The sequence below is a fragment of the Mesorhizobium sp. B3-2-1 genome (assembly GCF_006439515.1).
Classification (GTDB): Bacteria; Pseudomonadota; Alphaproteobacteria; order Rhizobiales; family Rhizobiaceae; genus Mesorhizobium.
In genome coordinates this window covers 1-19576 of record NZ_VFTI01000004.1, presented here as the reverse complement: position 1 = coordinate 19576, position 19576 = coordinate 1, and the positions used below count along the sequence as shown (strand labels likewise).

General features: G+C 63.6%; 13 protein-coding genes. 9 read left to right on the top strand and 4 right to left on the bottom strand.

The genetic code is table 11. The features are described 5' to 3' along the window. Positions 1 to 50 precede the first annotated feature (50 nt). Entirely contained in the window at positions 51 to 800 is a 750-nt protein-coding gene (ubiG, locus tag FJW08_RS05155) for a bifunctional 2-polyprenyl-6-hydroxyphenol methylase/3-demethylubiquinol 3-O-methyltransferase UbiG (RefSeq protein WP_140809379.1), read from the bottom strand. A 102-nt stretch (positions 801 to 902) separates the two neighbouring features. After that, on the bottom strand, positions 903 to 2765 hold the full coding sequence (locus tag FJW08_RS05150; RefSeq protein ID WP_246682214.1) for a CHASE3 domain-containing protein: 1863 nt from the start codon (positions 2763 to 2765) through the stop codon (positions 903 to 905). 217 nt (positions 2766 to 2982) lie between these two features. On the opposite strand from FJW08_RS05150, the gene FJW08_RS05145 reads away from it, so the two are divergent. From FJW08_RS05145 to FJW08_RS05110, 8 genes are all read left to right on the top strand, one after another. Beyond that, entirely contained in the window at positions 2983 to 4236 is a 1254-nt protein-coding gene (locus FJW08_RS05145) for an aspartate kinase (protein WP_015315600.1), read from the top strand. Positions 4237 to 4317: 81 nt separating this feature from the next. Next, on the top strand, positions 4318 to 6588 hold the full coding sequence (gene ptsP, locus FJW08_RS05140) for a phosphoenolpyruvate--protein phosphotransferase (RefSeq protein WP_140809377.1): 2271 nt from the start codon (positions 4318 to 4320) through the stop codon (positions 6586 to 6588). Positions 6589 to 6597: 9 nt separating this feature from the next. After that, on the top strand, positions 6598 to 7677 hold the full coding sequence (prfA, locus tag FJW08_RS05135; protein WP_140809375.1) for a peptide chain release factor 1: 1080 nt from the start codon (positions 6598 to 6600) through the stop codon (positions 7675 to 7677). Then, entirely contained in the window at positions 7670 to 8548 is an 879-nt protein-coding gene (gene prmC / locus FJW08_RS05130) for a peptide chain release factor N(5)-glutamine methyltransferase (RefSeq protein ID WP_140809373.1), read from the top strand. Before prfA ends, prmC begins: the two co-directional genes overlap by 8 nt. A 302-nt stretch (positions 8549 to 8850) precedes the next feature. Then, a complete protein-coding gene (locus tag FJW08_RS05125; protein WP_140754186.1) occupies positions 8851 to 9846 on the top strand; it encodes a DUF4167 domain-containing protein in 996 nt (331 codons plus the stop codon). Between the two features lie 220 nt (positions 9847 to 10066). After that, on the top strand, positions 10067 to 12673 hold the full coding sequence (gene clpB, locus FJW08_RS05120; protein ID WP_140754184.1) for an ATP-dependent chaperone ClpB: 2607 nt from the start codon (positions 10067 to 10069) through the stop codon (positions 12671 to 12673). A gap of 137 nt (positions 12674 to 12810) precedes the next feature. Next, on the top strand, positions 12811 to 13176 hold the full coding sequence (locus FJW08_RS05115; protein ID WP_140754182.1) for an MmcQ/YjbR family DNA-binding protein: 366 nt from the start codon (positions 12811 to 12813) through the stop codon (positions 13174 to 13176). A 150-nt stretch (positions 13177 to 13326) separates the two neighbouring features. Next, positions 13327 to 14838 carry a L,D-transpeptidase family protein gene (locus FJW08_RS05110; protein WP_140809371.1) on the top strand — a complete coding sequence of 504 codons (1512 nt, stop codon included), beginning with the start codon at positions 13327 to 13329 and terminating at the stop codon, positions 14836 to 14838. Here FJW08_RS05110 and FJW08_RS05105 read toward each other — a convergent pair. Beyond that, complete coding sequence (locus FJW08_RS05105) at positions 14812 to 15444, bottom strand: TMEM175 family protein (protein WP_140809369.1); 633 nt, start codon at positions 15442 to 15444, stop codon at positions 14812 to 14814. The two genes, FJW08_RS05110 and FJW08_RS05105, sit on opposite strands and share 27 nt — an antisense overlap. Before the next feature lie 151 nt (positions 15445 to 15595). Between FJW08_RS05105 and FJW08_RS05100 the strand changes: the two genes are divergently transcribed. After that, positions 15596 to 17161, top strand: coding sequence for an MFS transporter (locus FJW08_RS05100; RefSeq protein ID WP_140809367.1), 1566 nt, complete (start codon positions 15596 to 15598; stop codon positions 17159 to 17161). Positions 17162 to 17164: 3 nt separating this feature from the next. On the opposite strand, the gene FJW08_RS05095 is transcribed toward FJW08_RS05100, so the two are convergent. After that, positions 17165 to 19135, bottom strand: a complete 1971-nt coding sequence (locus FJW08_RS05095; RefSeq protein ID WP_181182842.1) for a M23 family metallopeptidase — start codon at positions 19133 to 19135, stop codon at positions 17165 to 17167. Positions 19136 to 19576 lie beyond the last annotated feature (441 nt).

Sequence of the window (19576 nt, the reverse complement as noted above, 5' to 3'; positions counted from 1 at the left end):
TTAGCTCGCCTCCGGCTCCGGCCGTGGGTATCGGCGGGAGGATTGGCTGTTCAGACCGATCCCTTCTCCGCCAGCACCATGTAGTTGACGTCCATGTCCTTCGACCGCGACCAGCGGTCGGCAAGCGGATTGTAGGAGACGCCGGTGCGGTCGATGATGGTCAGGCCGGCGGCGCCAAGCGCCTTTTCCAGCTCCTCCGGGCGCACCAGCTTGCCGAACTGATGGGTGCCGCGCGGCAACCAGCGCAACACATATTCGGCGCCGATGATGGCCAGGCCGAGCGCCTTCAGCGTGCGGTTGATGGTGGCCACGAACATGATGCCGCCGGGCTTGACCATCTCGCCGCATTTGGCGACGAACAGGTCGATGTCGGCGACATGTTCGACCACTTCCATGTTGAGGACGACATCGAATTTTTCGCTGGCGTCGGCGAGATCTTCTGCCGTCGTAGCGCGATAGTCCACGCTCACATTGCCTTCGGCGGCATGCAGTTTCGCCACTTCTATGTTTATTCCGGAGGCATCCGCTCCGACCACATCGGCGCCGAGTCGCGCCATCGGCTCGCACAAAAGGCCACCGCCGCAGCCGATGTCGAGGATACGTAGGCCCTCGAAAGGCCGCGCAGCCCGCGGGTCGCGACCGAAGCGCGCCGCGATCTGGTCGCGGATATAGGAAAGCCGAACCGGATTGAATTTGTGCAGTGGACGAAACTTGCCGTTCGGGTTCCACCATTCGGCGGCAAGGGCGGAAAAGCGTTCCACTTCTCCGGCATCGATCGTCGATCGTCGGGGCTCAGGCATCGGTTGGTCTCCTCGGACGCTAGGAAGTCGGGCGTGAGGCATCGAATGTCAAGGCAACAATTTTGAATGCTGACAAAGTGACTGGACCAACCAAAGGCCAGCCTATTTCGTGTCCAGCACTTCGCGCAGCTTCGCCGCCAGTTGCTCGATGGTGAACGGCTTGGCCAGGAAGTGCACGTCATGATCGAGCACGCCGTTGTGGACCACGGCGTTCCTGGTGAAGCCTGTGGTGAAGACCACTTTCAACCCGGGCTTGCGCGCGAGCGCTTCCTCGGCGAGCTTGCGGCCATTCATCACCGGCATGACGATGTCGGTGAAAAGCAGGGCGATGCCGGGTGTCGCGGCGAGCTTCTGAAGGGCCTCTTGTCCGCTCGCCGCATGGATGACGGTGTAGCCGAGTTCGCGCATGACGTCCGTCGTGGAAGCCCGCACGCGGGCGTCGTCCTCGACGACGAGGATCGTCTCGGTGATCTTGACAGCGCTCTTCTCGCGCCCGGCGGGCGCTGCCGGCTCTCCCGGTCCGAAAAATCGGGGCAGATAGATCTTGATCGTCGTGCCTTCGCCGGGCTCGGAGTAGATCTTGACGTGGCCGCCCGACTGTTTGACGAAGCCGAACACCTGGCTCAGCCCAAGTCCCGTGCCCTTGCTGACCGGCTTGGTCGTGAAGAAGGGCTCGAAGGCCCTGGTGATGATCTCAGGCGACATGCCCGCACCGGTGTCGGTAACCGCGATCATCACATATTGGCCAGGCGCGACGTCGGCGTGCGTCGATGCATAGGCCTCGTCGAGGTGGCTGTTGACGGTCTCGATGGTCAGCTTGCCATCATTCTCCATGGCATCGCGGGCATTGACGGCCAGATTGAGGATCGCGTTCTCGAGCTGGTTGGGATCGGCGTGGATTTTCCACAGGCCGCCCGCCAGCACGGTTTCGATGCTGATGCCTTCACCCAGGGCACGGCGCAGAAGATCGGACATGCCGGTCAACAGCCGGTTGGTGTCGACAACCTGCGGCGCCAGAGGCTGCAGGCGGGAGAAGGCAAGCAAGCGCGAGGTCAGGTTGGCGGCACGGCTGGCCGCGTCCGTCGCGGCTTCGACGAGCTTTTCGATGTCATGTTCGCCTCGCTTCAGCTTGCGCTGGGCAAGGTTCATGGCGCTGAGGATGACCGCCAGCATGTTGTTGAAGTCGTGGGCGATCCCGCCGGTCAACTGCCCGACGGCTTCCATCTTCTGCATCTGGCGTATCTGGGATTCCGCCTTTTCACGCGTCTGGATCTCGTTGCCGAGCTCGATGTTCTTGCGCATCAGCTCTTCCTGGGCGACGACCACCTCGCGGAAGCGGCGGCGGGATTGACGGATGGTGTAGACGCCAAGCAGGAAAATCCCCAGCAACGCAGCCAGCGAGCCGATGCGCAACCAGGCCTCGACCTGGTCGGTATGCTCGTCGCGCGCGGCCACTGCGGCGGCGCCAATACGCCGGATCGTATCCATGCTGGCGCGGATGTCGTCCATGGCTGACTTGCCCTGGCCGCTGCGGACCAATTGCAGGGCCTTTGCCGCATCGCCTCGATCGTAGAGAGCTATGGTCTCGGCCAGCTCAGCCTGCTGTTTTGAAAGCGCGGCCTTGATGTGGCCGATCTGCTGGGCGATCTGATCGTCGGGAGCAGTCGCGCTGTCGATCCGTGCCAGTTGTCCCGGAATTGCCTCGACGGCCCTCCGGTAAGGCTCCAGATAGGATTTTTCACCGGTCAGCAGGTAGCCGCGCTCACCACTCTCGGCGTCTTGCGCCAGTGAAAGCAGCCCGGAAAGCTGCTCTTGGTATTCGATTGTGTCGCGTGCGGCGGCACGATTGGCCCTCTGGCTCTCGACGAGCACGGCACGGGCGCCGACGATCAGCGCCAGCGTGGCGAAGCCGGCAATAATCGGGAGCGGCTGCAATCGAATGGCGCGCCGAAGACGAGCAATCATCTGTTATGCCGAACCAAAAGGAATTCCCCCGGGCAGCATTTGGTAAGCGGCGCCGGCCTGGAAGGCAATATGCCGTTTTGTTACGCAATTCGCCGTCAGCCTTGCGAAACCTTCCTCATTTGGTTAAGGAGGCCGCGCATTCAGCGGCCGGCGCCAGCCGGGCGCTTTTCCCCGTTTTCGGCCTCGGGCCGACTCCAGTCAAAGGCATTTCGCTTCCATGGCGCGTATCGTGATGAAATTCGGCGGAACCTCCGTCGCCGACATCGCCCGCATCCGCAATGTGGCGCGTCACGTCAAACGCGAGGTCGACGCCGGCCACGAGGTGGCGGTGGTGGTTTCGGCGATGGCCGGCAAAACCAATGAACTGGTTGGTTGGACGCGCGAAGCCTCACCGATGCATGACGCACGCGAATATGACGCGGTCGTCGCTTCCGGCGAACAGGTCACCGCCGGCCTGCTTGCCATCACCTTGCAGAACATGGGTGTGCATGCGCGCTCCTGGCAGGGCTGGCAGATCCCGATCAAGACCGACAACGCCCATGGCGCGGCGCGCATTCTCGACATCGACGGCGCCTTCCTGGTCAAGCGCTTCGGCGAAGGGCAGGTGGCGGTCATCGCCGGTTTCCAGGGCATCGGGCCAGACAACCGCATCGCAACGCTTGGCCGCGGCGGCTCCGACACCAGTGCCGTTGCCATAGCCGCGGCGGTCAAGGCTGACCGCTGCGACATCTACACCGACGTCGACGGGGTCTACACCACCGATCCGCGCATCGAGCCCAAGGCGCGCCGGCTGGCCAAGATCTCCTTCGAGGAAATGCTTGAAATGGCCTCGCTCGGCGCCAAGGTTCTGCAGGTGCGTTCGGTCGAGCTTGCCATGGTGCACAGGGTGCGCACCTTCGTGCGGTCGTCCTTCGACGATCCCGATGCGCCCGGAATGGGGGATTTGCTCAATCCTCCGGGAACGCTCATTTGCGACGAGGAAGAGATCGTGGAACAGCAGGTCGTCACCGGAATTGCCTACGCCAAGGACGAGGCGCAGATTTCGTTGCGCCGTGTCGGCGACCGGCCAGGCGTCGCCGCCGGCATCTTCGGCCCGCTGGCCGAGGCCAACATCAATGTCGACATGATCGTCCAGAACATCTCCGAGGACGGCAAGCTGACCGACATGACCTTCACCGTGCCGTCGGGCGATGTCGACAAGGCGCTGGCCGTGCTCGACCGGCTGAAAGCCGAGATCGGCTACGATGTCGTGCAGTCGGAGGCCGGCATGTCGAAGGTTTCGGTCATCGGCATCGGCATGAGGAGCCATGCGGGTGTTGCCGCCACCGCCTTCAAGGCGCTGGCGGACAAGGCGATCAACATCCGCGCCATCACCACCTCCGAGATCAAGATTTCGATACTGATCGACGGTCCGTATACGGAACTTGCGGTTCGCACTTTGCATTCCGTCTACGGTCTGGATAAGCAGTAGCAAGACTGAATCAGTTGTTGCGTGCATGCCGGCCGCGGCGGAAACTGCGCCGGCAGGTGTTTCATTGGAGAAGAAGCCGCGATGCGTGACCAGGCCAGCGGCCCGCGCGTTTTGCTGAAGCGGCTCCGCGAGCTCATGCAGGAGCCGCTGGAGCCGCAGGAGCGGCTTGACCGTATCGTGCGCGACATCGCCTCCAATATGGTCGCCGAAGTGTGCTCGCTCTACGTGTTGCGCGCCGATTCGGTGCTCGAACTCTACGCCACCGAAGGTCTGAACCCGAACGCCGTCCACCTGGCGCAGCTGCGGCTGGGGCAAGGCCTGGTCGGCACGATCGCGGCAAGTGCCAGGCCGCTCAACCTGTCCAACGCGCAGGAACACCCGGCCTTCGCCTACCTGCCGGAGACCGGGGAGGAGATCTACAATTCCTTCCTCGGCGTCCCGGTGCTGCGGGCAGGGCGCACGCTGGGCGTCCTGGTCGTCCAGAACAAGACCATGCGCCATTACCGCGACGACGAGGTCGAGGCGCTGGAAACCACCGCCATGGTCATCGCCGAGATGATCGCCACCGGCGATCTGGCGCGGCTGACCCGGCCTGGCCTCGAACTCGACCTGCGCCGGCCCGTCAGCTTCACCGGCCTGTCTTTCAACGACGGCGTCGGGCTTGGCCATGTCGTGTTGCACGAGCCGCGCATCGTCGTCACCAATTTGTTCAACGAGGACAGCGAGGAAGAGGTCCGGCGGCTCGAAGCCTCGCTCGGTTCGCTCAGGCTCTCGATCGACGACATGCTGGAGCGCCGCGATGTCGCCTTCGAGGGCGAGCATCGCCAGGTGCTGGAAGCCTACCGGATGTTCGCCAACGACAGCGGCTGGGTACGACGCCTGGAAGAGGCGATCCGCAACGGCCTGACAGCGGAGGCGGCGGTGGAAAAGGTGCAGAGCGACATGCGCGCCCGCATGCTGCACATGACCGATCCCTATCTGCGCGAGCGGATGAGCGATTTCGACGATCTCGCCAACCGGCTGTTGCGCCAGCTGATGGGACGTGGACCCGAGGATGTCGCGGCCTCGCTGCCGAAGGACGCCATCATCGTCGCCCGCTCGATGGGCGCCGCTGAACTGCTCGACTATCCCCGCGATAAGCTGCGCGGCCTGGTGCTGGAGGATGGCGCGGCGACCAGCCACGTCGTCATCGTCGCTCGCGCCATGGGAATACCCGTCGCCGGCCAGATGAAGGGCGCCGTTTCCATGGCGGAAAACGGCGACCCCATCATCGTCGACGGCGAGGAAGGCGCGATCCATCTGCGGCCGCAATCCGATCTCGAAGCCGCCTATGCCGAAAAAGTGCGGTTCCGGGCGCGTCGCCAGGAGGTCTACCGCGAGCTGCGCAAGAAGCCGTCGACGACCAGGGACGGTGTCCAGGTCGATCTGCTGATGAATGCCGGGCTTGCCGTCGACCTGCCGCAGCTGGTCGAGTCGGGCGCTGCCGGCATTGGCCTGTTCCGCACCGAACTGCAGTTCATGGTCGCCTCGACCTTTCCACGCGCCGAAGCCCAGGAAAAACTCTATCGCGACGTGCTCGAGGCCGCGCGCGGCAAGCCGGTCACCTTCCGCACCATCGACATCGGTGGCGACAAGGTGCTGCCCTACTTCAAGGGCGCGATCCAGGAAGAGAATCCGGCGCTCGGCTGGCGGGCGATCCGCCTGACGCTCGACCGGCCGGGCTTGTTGCGCACCCAGATCCGCGCCTTGCTCAAGGCCAGCGGCGGGCGCGAGCTCAAGCTGATGCTGCCGATGGTGACCGAGCTTGGCGAGATCGCCCAGGCGCGCGAAATCGTCGACCGCGAGGTGCGGCACCTCTCACGCTTCGCCCACCATCTGCCGACCAGTCTCAAGCTGGGCGCCATGCTGGAAGTGCCGTCGCTTCTGTTCCAGCTCGACGAATTGATGAAGGCGGTCGACTTCGTCTCGGTCGGGTCGAACGATCTGTTCCAGTTCGTCATGGCGGTCGACCGCGGCAACACGCAACTGGCAAACCGCTTCGATACGTTGTCGGCGCCGTTCCTGCGCGTGCTCAAGCAGATCGCCGACGCCGGCGCCCGCAACCATACGCCCGTCACCCTGTGCGGTGAACTCGCCGGCAAGCCGATCTCGGCGATGGCGCTGATCGGCCTTGGTTTCCGCTCGATCTCGATGTCGCCAGCCTCGATCGGCCCGGTCAAGGCGATGCTGACCGAGCTGCCGCTGGAGGAACTGGAGGCTTTCTTCGACGACAATCTGATGGCGCCGGCGCAAGGGCTGCCGATGCGAGCGTTGCTGCAGGCCTTTGCCGACGACCGCTCGATCCCGTTGTAGCACGTCATCATGGTCAATTTGCCCCGCGATCGTATGGATCAAGTCGTCAAGCGTTTCGAGATGCTCGAAGCGCAGATGTCGGCCGGACCGGCGCCGGATGCCTATGTGAAGATGGCATCCGAATATGCCGAATTGCAGGACATGGTGGCCAAGGTCAGGGAATTGCGCTCGGCCGAGCATGAGCAGGCCGACCTCGAAGCGATGCTCGCCGACAAGGGCACCGACGCCGAGATGCGGGCGCTCGCCGAAGCCGATCTATCCGGCGTCGAGGAGCGCATCGAGGCGCTGCAGAAGGACATCCAGATCCTGCTCCTGCCCAGGGATGCCGCCGACGACAAGAACGCCATCCTCGAAATCCGCGCCGGCACCGGTGGCGACGAGGCGGCACTTTTCGCCGGCGACCTGTTTCGTATGTATGAGCGCTACGCCGCCGAACGCGGCTGGCGGTTCGAAACGGTATCGGCAAGCGACGGCGATGCCGGCGGCTTCAAGGAAATCATCGCCACGATCTCAGGCAAGGGTGTGTTTGCCCATCTGAAATTCGAGTCCGGCGTGCATCGGGTCCAGCGTGTGCCCGCAACCGAGGCCAGCGGGCGCATCCACACCTCCGCCGCCACAGTCGCCGTGCTGCCGGAAGCGGAAGAGGTCGACATCGACATCAGGGCCGAGGACATCCGCATCGACACGATGCGCGCCTCAGGCTCCGGCGGCCAGCACGTCAACACCACCGATTCCGCGGTTCGCATCACCCATTTGCCGACCGGTATCATGGTGGTGCAGGCGGAGAAGTCGCAGCACCAGAACCGGGCCAAGGCCATGCAGATCCTGCGTGCCCGGCTCTATGACATGGAGCGCAGCAAGGCGGACGAGGAGCGTTCCGAATCGCGCAAGTCGCAGGTCGGCTCCGGCGACCGCTCGGAGCGCATCCGCACCTATAATTTTCCGCAAGGCCGCGTCACCGACCATCGCATCAACCTGACGCTCTACAAGCTCGACCGGGTGATGATGGGTGAACTCGATGAAGTCATCGATGCGCTGATTGCCGATCACCAGTCGAAGCTGCTGGCCGATATAGGCCTCGATGGCTGACCATCCGCCCGAGGCGCTGGGGCCGCTGCTGCGGAAGGCGCGGGCCAGGCTTGCCGCGGCCGGTATCGATGATGCCGCGCTCGATGCGCGGCTGATCGTCGAGCATTATTCCGGCACGACGCGCACGCAGGCCACTGCCGACCCCGAGCGCAAGATCGACGGCGGCGCCGTCGCCGCGATCGACGGCGCCCTGAGACGGCGAGCCGGTGGCGAGCCGGTGCATCGCATCCTCGGCTATCGCGAATTCTACGGTTTGCGGCTGTCGCTGTCGCCGGAGACGCTGGAGCCGCGGCCGGACACCGAAACGCTGGTCGAGGCGGTGCTGCCCTTCGTCAAGGCAATGGTCGCGCGGGAGGGTGCATGCCGCATCCTCGATCTCGGCACCGGGACGGGCGCCATCGCCCTGGCGCTGCTGAGCGTCGTGCCGGCCGCGACGGCCACCGGTGTCGACATTTCCGCCGGCGCGCTGGCAATGGCGGCCCGCAATGCCGGGCAGCTCGGGCTCGGCGATCGGTTCACGACGGTCCAATCGGACTGGTTCGAAAAAGTTTCCGGGCGGTACCATGTAATTGCCGCAAACCCTCCCTATATACCAACTCAAGAGATTGGAAATCTGCAGGACGAGGTCCGCGATTTCGACCCGCATGTTGCCCTGGATGGTGGCGTTGATGGGATGAACCCCTATAGGGTCATCGCCGCAGAGGCGGCAAGATTTCTGGAAGCCGAAGGCAGAATTGCGGTCGAGATCGGCCACACACAAAGCAACGACGTCGACGATATATTTCGCGCGGCCGGTTACGCGGGCGGCGAGGTGTTTGGCGATCTCGGCGGAAACGACAGGGTTCTTGTTTTTCAGCGGGCAACGTCTTGACGCAGTGCAAAAAAAGCGCTTGGCAATACCGGGGAATGCGGCTAGGGTCGCCTAACCGGATGAGACGAAGCAGGCAGTGCTCTTAGCGATTCGGTTTCCTTGGATATAGCTGCCTTCTTGCGCAAACGACGCCCAAGCTTCGTGCGGGAATCGTCCGGCAAGTGATGTAACCGGAACAGGATGGCACGTGGCGCCAACGCAATCGATGCGGGCGAACGCCGGTGAAGAAACGAAACGGCTGGCTGCATGAGCGCCTCCGTTCGTGAAGAGTTTTTCGAAAATTTCAAGATGAAGAGAGTCGAATGAGGCCACAACAGCAGAACAGGCGCATGCGCGGTCGCAACAACAATGGCGGCGGCGGTGGGAACAACAATAACAACAACAACAACCGCAAGGGCCCGAATCCGCTAACGCGCAATTACGAGAGCAACGGCCCGGACGTGAAGATCCGGGGATCGGCTCAGCAGATCGCCGAAAAATACGCCACCCTGGCCCGTGACGCGCAAAGCTCCGGCGACCGGGTGATGGCGGAGAACTACCTCCAGCACGCCGAACACTACAACCGCATCATTGCCGCCGCACAGGCGCAGATGCCGATCCAGAACGTCCAGCAGTCGCGCGACGAGTTCGATGAGGACGGCGATGAGGATCGCGACGAGTTCGACAATGCCGGCAACAGCGGGGCCGGCAACAGCGGGGCTGGCAATAGCGGGGCGGGCAATAGCAGCGGCAACGCCGGTTCCGATCCGCAAATTCCGGTGGTCAACCATGGCGCCGGCCCGCAGCCAGTGATCGAGGGCATGCCGGCGGAAGTTGCGCTGAACCGGGAAAGCGGTCGCGACAACCGTGACGGTGGCGGGCGTGACGGTGGCGGGCGCAACAATGGCGGCCGCGATGGCGGGCGTCATCGCGATCGCCGCCCTAACGGCGGCTACGGCCAAAACAGCCAGCGCGACTATGCTTCTTCAGCCGAACAAGGCGGCCAGCAGCAGCGCAACGAGGCCTCGGGGCAGACAGAAGTCCAGGCAGTGCCCGCTTCACCGTCCGAGACTGTCGCGGCAGCAGAGCCGGCTCCACGGTTCGAGAATTTCTCGCCAGCCGGTCTGGCCGCCCAGGCCGAACTCAATGAGGCGGCCGCCGAGAGCGGTGCGGCCCGCCGCCCACGGCGCCCGCGCCGTCCGCGCGCCAATCCCGATCAGGTCGAGGGCGGCAGCGACAATGCGGATGCCGGTGAGACGACCGCGGCTCCGGGCGAAAGCGGTAGCGCTGAACCCGTGATCGCCGACATCGACAACTGATCGAGCGGCACTGCAGGACATCGAACGGCGGGGAGCAATCTCCGCCGTTTTGGTTGGGATGCTCGGGGAATAATATGGATTGACCGACATCAAGGCGTCTTGAGACACCCCGTCCTATGCACCATATCTGGCCTGAACAGGATCCGGCTCGAATGGGCGGATCCGTCACCGCAATCTGATCCGGTGCCGCAAAGCGGGCCGGTGATGGAAGGAGACAAATATGAACCTTGAGAAATACTCCGAGCGCGTGCGCGGCTTTATCCAGTCCGCGCAGACGATGGCGCTCTCCCGGAACCACCAGCAATTCACTCCCGAACACATTCTGAAAGTCCTCGTCGACGATGACGAGGGTCTGGCCGCGTCGCTGATCGAGCGTGCCGGCGGCAATGTCCGTGACGTCAAACTCGGCGTCGAGACGGCGCTCGAGGCGATGCCCAAGGTGGAGGGTGGCAATGGCCAGCTCTATCTGGCGCAGCCGCTGGCCAAGGTGTTCTCGACCGCAGAGGACCTGGCCAAGAAGGCCGGTGACAGTTTTGTCACCGTCGAGCGGCTGCTGCAGGCGCTTGCCATGGAGAAATCGGCAAAGACGGCCGAAATCCTGGCCAAGGCCGGCGTCACCGCACAGGCGCTGAACCAGGTCATCAACGACGTCCGCAAGGGGCGCACCGCCGATTCGGCGAGTGCCGAACAAGGCTATGACGCGCTGAAGAAATATGCGCGCGACCTCACCGCGGACGCACGCGCGGGCAAGCTCGATCCGGTCATCGGCCGCGACGACGAGATCCGCCGCACCATTCAGGTGCTGTCGCGCCGCACCAAGAACAACCCGGTTCTGATCGGCGAGCCGGGCGTCGGCAAGACGGCGATCGCCGAAGGCCTGGCGCTGCGCATCGTCAATGGCGACGTGCCGGAATCGCTGAAGGACAAGCAACTGATGGCGCTCGACATGGGCGCGCTGATCGCCGGTGCCAAATATCGCGGCGAATTCGAGGAGCGGCTGAAGGCCGTGCTCTCCGAAGTCACCTCGGCCAGTGGCAACATCATCCTGTTCATCGACGAGATGCACACACTGGTCGGCGCCGGCAAGGCGGACGGCGCCATGGATGCGTCGAACCTCCTGAAGCCTGCCCTGGCGCGCGGCGAACTGCACTGCGTCGGCGCCACCACGCTCGATGAATACCGCAAGCATGTCGAGAAGGATCCCGCACTTGCCCGCCGTTTCCAGCCCGTCTTCGTCGACGAGCCGACGGTGGAGGACACGGTCTCGATCCTGCGCGGCCTGAAGGAGAAGTACGAGCAGCACCACAAGGTGCGTATCTCCGATTCGGCGCTAGTGGCGGCGGCGACGCTGTCCAACCGCTACATCGCCGACCGCTTCCTTCCGGACAAGGCGATCGACCTGGTCGACGAAGCCGCCTCGCGGCTTCGCATGCAGGTCGATTCCAAGCCTGAGGCGCTGGACGAGATCGACCGCCGCATCATGCAGCTCAAGATCGAGCGCGAGGCGCTGAAGGTCGAGACGGACGAAGCCTCGAAGGACCGGCTCGCCCGCCTGGAAAAGGAACTTGTCGGCCTGGAGGAAGAATCGACCGAGATTACGTCGAAGTGGCAGGCCGAGAAGCAGAAGCTTGGGCTTGCGGCCGATTTGAAGAAGCAGCTCGACGAGGCGCGTAACGACCTTGCCATTGCCCAGCGCAAGGGTGAGTTCCAGCGCGCCGGCGAGCTTGCCTATGGCAAGATTCCGGAACTGGAAAAGAAGCTGAAGGCGGCCGAGGCCCAGGACGGCAAGGCCGGCATGGTCGAGGAAGTGGTCACACCCGACCACGTCGCCCATATCGTGTCGCGCTGGACCGGCATTCCGGTCGACAAGATGCTGCAGGGCGAGCGCGACAAGCTGTTGCGCATGGAAGACGAGATCGGCAAGCGTGTCGTCGGCCAGGGCGAGGCGGTGCAGGCGGTTTCCAAGGCGGTGCGGCGTGCCCGCGCGGGCCTGCAGGATCCGAACCGGCCGATCGGCTCGTTCATGTTCCTCGGGCCCACCGGCGTCGGCAAGACGGAGTTGACCAAGGCTTTGGCCAACTTCCTGTTCGACGATGAGACGGCGCTGGTGCGCCTCGACATGTCCGAGTACATGGAGAAGCACTCCGTCGCCCGGCTGATCGGCGCGCCTCCGGGCTATGTCGGCTATGAGGAAGGCGGTGCGCTGACCGAAGCGGTGCGGCGCCGGCCCTATCAGGTCGTGCTGTTCGACGAGATCGAAAAGGCGCATCCCGATGTCTTCAACGTTCTGTTGCAGGTGCTCGATGACGGCCGACTCACCGATGGGCAGGGCCGCACCGTCGACTTCCGCAACACGCTGATCATCATGACGTCGAATCTCGGCGCCGAATATCTGGTCAATCTCGGCGAGGACCAGGATGTCGACGCCGTGCGTGACGAAGTGATGGGCGTGGTCAGGGCATCGTTCCGGCCGGAGTTCCTCAATCGGGTCGACGAGGTCATTCTGTTCCACCGGCTGCGCCGCAAGGACATGGACCGTATCGTCGAGATCCAGCTCAAGCGGCTGGAGAGCCTGCTGACTGATCGCAAGATCACGCTGTCCCTGGATCCCGAGGCGATCGAGTGGCTGGCGGCCAAGGGTTACGACCCCGCTTATGGTGCCCGGCCGCTGAAGCGGGTGATGCAGAAGGAGCTGCAGGATCCGTTGGCGGAAAAGATCCTGCTCGGCGAGATCCTGGACGGCTCGACGGTCAAGGTCACGGCCGGTTCCGACCGGCTGAATTTCCGCTCCAAGCCGACGATCGTGGCGGCCGAGGCGGCGGCCTGATCGGTGCATGTTGCCCAAAAGCGACCTCGGTTTTGGGACGACGACATGCATTAAACCAAAGATCTGCAGCGCGCCGCGCTTTAGAGTGCCGCGTGCCCAGTGTGGGCACGCGGCGTTTTCATGTCACTGGAGCCCGGATGACGCTGGACGACTACAACGGCTTCTGTGCCTCGCTGCCTGCAACGAACCACGTGGTGCAATGGGGCGGCGCCCATGTCTGGAAGGTCGGGACCAAGGTTTTCGCGATCGGTGGCTGGGATGAGGGTCGGCAGCTCTTCGTCACTTTCAAATGTTCCGACATCGCCTATGACGTGCTCAAGGAGCAGCCAGGCCTGCGGCCAGCGCCTTATCTTGCCTCCCGCGGCATGAAGTGGATCCAGCGTCAGACAAGCCAGAGCATGGATGATGGTGCGCTGAAGGACTATTTGCGCGAGAGTCATCGCCTGGTTGCCCTGAAGCTGACCAAGCAGGCGCGCAAGGAATTGGGCTTGGCGGCAGGCTAGCTGATATTCCTCGAGGCGCTGGCAAACCGCCATCTTCATGCCCGGTTCATGTTGGAACCATATGGTGGGCAACTGGTTTGCTGGCGAAGGGGTTCGCCGAACTGCACAATGCCGGGCGGCGGCACATACGGACCGGAGAGTTTCGCCACTATGCTGCGCACTATCTTCACCCTTTCGGCGCTTGTTGCGGGACTGGTGTTTTCCAACGCGTTCGCGGCGCCGACGCATGACGGCGCTGCCCAGCCTGTCTGCACGGCCGAGGGCGGCGGCATTCTGCTCGCCCAGGACGGCAATCTCGATATTTACTACGACGCCAGGGGCAATCGCGTCATCGTCGATGCGGATACCGGCAAGGTAATCGCCATCCAGCCGCCGCAGACACGGCTTGACCGCCGGGCGCTACGCCGCGAGACAAGGCTGCGTCAACTAGGCCGTGCCCCCGCCGATGACCGCTATTATCTCGACGATCCCCAGGACATGGCCCGCTTCCGCCGCAAGCAACTGGAAGAGGAAGGACGAGTCATCCCGCCGCCAGCCGACGAATATGATCCTGACAGCAACAATTCCGTCGATGCCTATCCGCCGGCGCCGCAGGACGACGGCAACTACGACAGCAACTATCCCGATGCGCCGCAGCCGCACACCATCCAGCGCCAGCCGCTGAACGAGGCGTCGATAAACCCTCTCCAGCCGGCAGTTCCGACGGAAGAGGCGGCGCCCTCCGATCAGGCGGCACTACCGCCAAATGTTGGCGGCAAGACGTCGGTCGATCCGTCGCTTTCGCTGGGCGCACGCCAGGATGTCGCGGCACTGCAGGTGCTGCTCGACCGGGGTGGTGCTTCGCCTGGCGTCATCGACGGACGCTTCGGTTCGAATGTCGACAAGGCGCTGGCGGCCTACAACCAGATCAACGGCAGCAGCCTCAAATCGACCGATGCGGTCGGCATCCAGTCGGCACTCTCGCAATCCGGCGGCGACGCGTTCGCCAACTATACCATCACGGCAGAGGATGCAGCCGGTCCCTATGTCGCGTCGATACCGGAAGATTACAGCCAGAAGGCGCAGCTCAACTGCATGTGCTACACCTCTGTCACCGAGGCGCTGGCGGAGCGCTTCCACATGGACGAGAACTATCTGAAGTCGATCAACAAGGGCCTCGACTTCAACCGCCCCGGCACGATCATCAAGGTCGCCAATTTCGGCAAGCTGGTGTCGACGCCGGTCGCGCGCATCGTCGCCGACAAGACCAAGAAGGAGGTGTACGCCTACGATGCGGGCGGCAAGCTGGTAGCAGCCTATCCCGCCACCATCGGCTCGGCGGACACGCCGTCGCCCACCGGCATCCACGCCGTGTCGCGCATCGCGCTCGACCCGAACTACACCTACAATCCGAACATCAATTTCAAGCAGGGCGAGAACGACAAGATTCTTACCGTTCCACCAGGCCCCAACGGACCTGTCGGGTCGGTCTGGATCGCCTTGGACAAACCGACCTACGGCATCCACGGAACGCCCGAGCCGTCGAAGATCGGCAAGACTGAAAGCCATGGCTGCGTGCGCCTGACGAACTGGGACGCGCGCGAGCTCGCCAAGCTAGTGTCGCCAGGCGTTACCGTGGAATTCGTTGGCGGACCTTCAGCCGATGACGTTGCGCAGCAATGAGCCGCGTAGCGCCGCGGCATAGATCAACTGCACGACCAGAATGAAGCCGACGCTGAGCAAAGGGTTGATCAGGCAGAGTGCGGTCCCGACCGCCCACAGAACCTGCGCCTTGACGATGCGCAGGTAGACCGTGCGTTTCGTTTCCGCGCCGGCATCTTCCGCGACAAAGCCGCACTTCACCGCATAGTGCCAACTGGCGAACAGAGTGATGCCGAGCATCAGCAGGTTCAGCCAGTAAACCAGCACCGCGGTCCGGAATTCGAGGAAATCGGCCAGCAGATCGGTGGAGAACGGCAACAGCGCGATGAAGGCGAGAAAGCACAGGTTCAGCGTGGCCAGCCGTCTGTCGGATTTGGCGATCAAACCATGCTGCGCCTGTTGGCCGAACCAGAAGATGGTCAGGGTCAGGAAGCTCAAGGCATAGGTGAGGAAGCGGGGCGCCAATGCCGCGACGGCGACGAGAAGATCGTGTTCGGAATGGATGGCCTCATGTGCCGGCACCCTGATCTCGAGCACGATCAGCGTGAGTGCGATGGCGAACACGCCATCGGTGATACCGACAATACGGCCGCGCCCTTCAACCGATGCTTCGAGTGGACGCTTCATCGATTTCTCCTGCCCGCGGCTCCTGGGAAACTAGCATGACTGCCGCGGTTTGCATCGGGGCAGATGCGATCCCTGGCAATATGGCTGGTTTCAAGGACAACAAGCCTCTGGCTGGTTGTTGCCGGCGCGCCGGCAATCTAATTAGGATGGCATGCATTCACCCGATAAAGCCGCCGCCATTCCGCTGACCGCATCGGTCGCGAACGGCACGTTCTGCCCGCAATCGCAGCGGCGTTATGTGTTGATCGCGGCGATCCTGGCCTCGGCGCTCGGCTTCATCGACGGATCGATCCTGGCGATCGCCATGCCGGCGATCCGCGTCGACCTCGGCGCCAGCCTTGTCGAGGCACAGTGGATTTCCAATGCCTACGCGCTGACGCTCTCGGCGCTAATCCTCGCCGGCGGTGCCGCGGGCGACCGGTTCGGGCTGCGCCGAGCCTTCGTTGCCGGCATTGCGCTGTTCGTCGCCACCTCGCTTGCCTGCGCGCTGTCGCCGAACGCTGTCGTGCTGATCGCGTTTCGCGCGCTCCAGGGCATCGGTGCCGCGATCATGGTGCCAGGTAGTCTCGCCATCATTGCCAAGGCCTATCCCAAGAAGGAACGCGGCCGCGCGATCGGCATCTGGGCGGCGGCCTCGGCGCTGACCACCGCTCTCGGCCCCGTGCTCGGCGGCCTGGTGCTGTCGGCCTTCGGCGATGGCATCTGGCGGGCGATCTTTGCCGTCAACCTGCCGCTCGGCCTGATCTCGATCTATCTGCTGCTTGCCAAGATTCCGGCCGATGCGCCGACGGAGCAACGCAGCCTCGACCTTGCCGGTGGTGCGCTTGCGACGCTGGCCTTCGGCGCGCTCGCCTATGGGCTGACTTCGATGAGCGCCAGCGGCGAGAGCCGCATGGCCGGTCCAAGCATTGCCGCCGGCGCCGTGCTGCTTGTCGTCTTCATCTTGTTCGAGCGGCGGCAACGCGAGCCGATGATCGACCTCAGCCTGTTTCGCATCGGTGCTTTCGCAGGCGCCAATGTCGCGACTTTCTTCCTCTATTTCGCGCTGTCGGCCAATCTTTTTTACTTGCCGATGCTGCTGATCGCCGGCTGGGAGGTGAGCACGGCCGAGGTCGGCTTCATCTTCCTGCCGCTGTCTGCAGCGATCGCGCTTTTGTCGGGACCCGTCGGCAAGCTGTCGGACAGGATCGGGCCACGTTTGCCGATTGCCTGCGGCAGCCTGATCGTGGCGATTGCCTTCGCCGGGCTTGCCTTGCTCGCCCATGCCGGCTTTCACCATTTCTGGACGGGCATCTTTCCCTTGATGGCGCTGATGGGGCTCGGCATGGCGTTGGTCGTGTCGCCATTGTCGACCGCGATCATGACGGCGGTGGAAGACAAGGACACCGGCGCGGCTTCCGGCATCAACAACGCCGTCTCACGCATCGGCGGTCTGATCGCGGTGGCGGCGATGGGGTCGCTTGCTGCCTGGATCTACGCCTATGCTCTGGAGGCAAATGCCGCGCCCGGCGTGCCTGGTTTCGGCGAACTGCCACCAGCAGGACTTTCGCCGGCACTCGATGCGACGAGGATCGCAGCCAGCGACGCGGCTTTTTCCGCCGTCTCCTCGGTGACGGCGCTGCTGTGCCTACTTTCCGCTGTCGTTGCATGGACGACCATTTCCGGCGAAGCGCTGCCGTGGTCGCGGCGCGCCGAACCTCGGCAGGACGAAGGCTGAGACTCAGCCTTCGATCTTGGCGCTGGCGACCTTCAGCGAATTGCCATCTTCCTGTTTCAGCAGATCGTCGATGCGCTCGCGCTCGCGCTTGAAGGCGACGAGATCGTCGCCCTTCAGCACCTTGCCGACCGGCAGACGCACACGCATCGGATCGACCTTGGTGCCGTTGACGATCAGTTCGTAGTGGAGGTGCGGGCCAGTGGCGAGGCCGGTCTGGCCGAGATAGCCGATGGTCTGGCCCTGACGCACGTGCACGCCGGGCTCCATACCTTTGGCAAAGGCGCTCTGGTGATTGTACGAGGTCTCGTAGCCATTGGCATGGCGAATGATGATCTGCTTGCCATAGCCGCCGGCCCAGCCGACCTTCTCGATGGCGCCATTGCCGGCGGCGATGATCGGCGTGCCGATCGGAGCTGCCCAGTCGACGCCGGTGTGCATGCGGACATAGCCGAGGATCGGATGCTTGCGGGCGCCGAAGCCGGAGCGGAATTTTCCGGCGGGCAGCGGATTGCGCAGCAGGAACTGCCTAGCGCTCGAGCCGTCTTCGTCGAAATAGTCCGTGCTGCCGTCCTGCATCTGGAAGCGGTAGAAATTGCGCGTCGTGCCGCCAAACGTCGCCGAGACATAGAGAAGCTCGGAATTGTCCGACGTCTGGTCGTCGCCATCAGGCTGCGAGAACAGCACTTCAAGGCGGTCGGAGGGATTGAGTCGGGACTGAAAGTCGACATCGGACGCCAGGAGCTTGATCAGCCGCTGGGTCATCGCCTTGGACATGCCGTAGGAATAGGCGGCGCGGTAGATTCCGTCATAGACGTTGGGCAGATTGCCACGCACCACCACCGGCGCCGACGAATCATCGAACGCCGTCAGCAATTCGGGATTGGGCTCCGGCTCCTGCGCCGGCACGTACTGGCCGCGGTCGTCGAGTGCGATGGTCACGATGTGCGTGGTCTTGTCGTAGACGCTGGTGCGCACGACCTTGGCGGCGTCGCCATGAACCTCCAAACCGACACGCAGCACGGTTCCTGCCTTGAGCGCCGGGGCGTTGAGCAGCTTGGCGATCGCTTCGGCCATGCCGGTGGCATCGTCGCCCGTATAGCCCGAGTCGGCAAAGGCCTCGGTGAGGTCGGTGTCCTTGGTGAAGGGGATGATTTCCTCGGCGAAAGCCGGCGCCTTGTCGTCTGCGTTGGCGCGCGGCGACACGGAGACGTTTTCCGGCACGATCTTCACGTCGTAGGAGCCGGCCATGCTCTCGGCAAAGGCTTCGCCGAATCGCTGCGGATCGACATAATGGAGTGAAGCCACCTGCACGGCGCCGTCGCTGAGGTCGGTGCCGGCCTCGCGCACCACCTTTTCCACCTCGTCGGCGGACAGGTCGCTCTTTTCGTCGAAGGAAGCCGTCTCGATCGGGAAGTCGACGGTCTTCAGGCTCATTTCGCTTTCGACCTTGGCGCCGTAGATCTGGCCGGAAGCGGCCGAGGCCGTCGCCGGTTGCGCCGATGTATCGTCGCCGTCGTCGCCGAACACTTGCATCGGGTCGAAAGGCGGGTAGGGCCGGCTGGTGGTGTGGCCGGCGGCGAGTGCCATCTTGATCTGCACGAAAGGCATGGTGTGGATGACATCGCGGTCGCCGACCTTGGTGACCATCGACACTTCCATGCGACGACGGTCCTTGGCCTTGGCGATCTGACGCGGCGCCACCAGTCTGGTCGTTTTTGCCACTTCGCCGGAATCGCCATTGCTGGCGAGGCCGATCAGTTCCGCGATCTCGGGTGGGGTCGCCAGTTGCTGGCGCCCGTCAAGCGCGGCAAACAGCGCGACGCCCATCAGAACGCTCGAGGTCACGCCAGTGAGGAATGTACCCGACAGCCAGCGCGCAGAAACCTCGCGCCGATCGGGCGGGCCGCTGCGACCGTCCGCGATAAGCGGCGGCTCATTGCCGAGTTCGGCTATGACATCTTCCGTATCTGGCATCCAGAAAGGCTGCTTCTTCCCCGGGCGGAACGGCTTGTCGCTTTTGTTGTGGCCATGACATTTGCCTGTCACGGCAGGTTAAGTCAACGAAGCCTCAGGCCCCGGTCGAATTCCCCTCGTGCACTTCTCTTATAGAGCGCTGTGAAAAGCGGGCGGTGTGCCTTTATCTATGAGGCTTGTCGCGCGCTTCCTTACGAGGCTCATAAAGAGGCCATTGCACGGCTGTGCTCGCGCCTCTTTGTTGGCCTTGGTGTCGAACGGCAATGCGGCGGCAATAGGGCTCCTTCGTGCCTCCTCCTCCTGTTGTGCCCAGTTCCCCTACGGCAGTCGGCTATCGACAGGACCCGCTCGAAATTTCTGTCGTAAAAAGTTCAAAAACTTGAGAAAGCGGTGTTGACAGTTTGTCGGGGTGGCGACTATATACGCCTCACGAACGAGGGC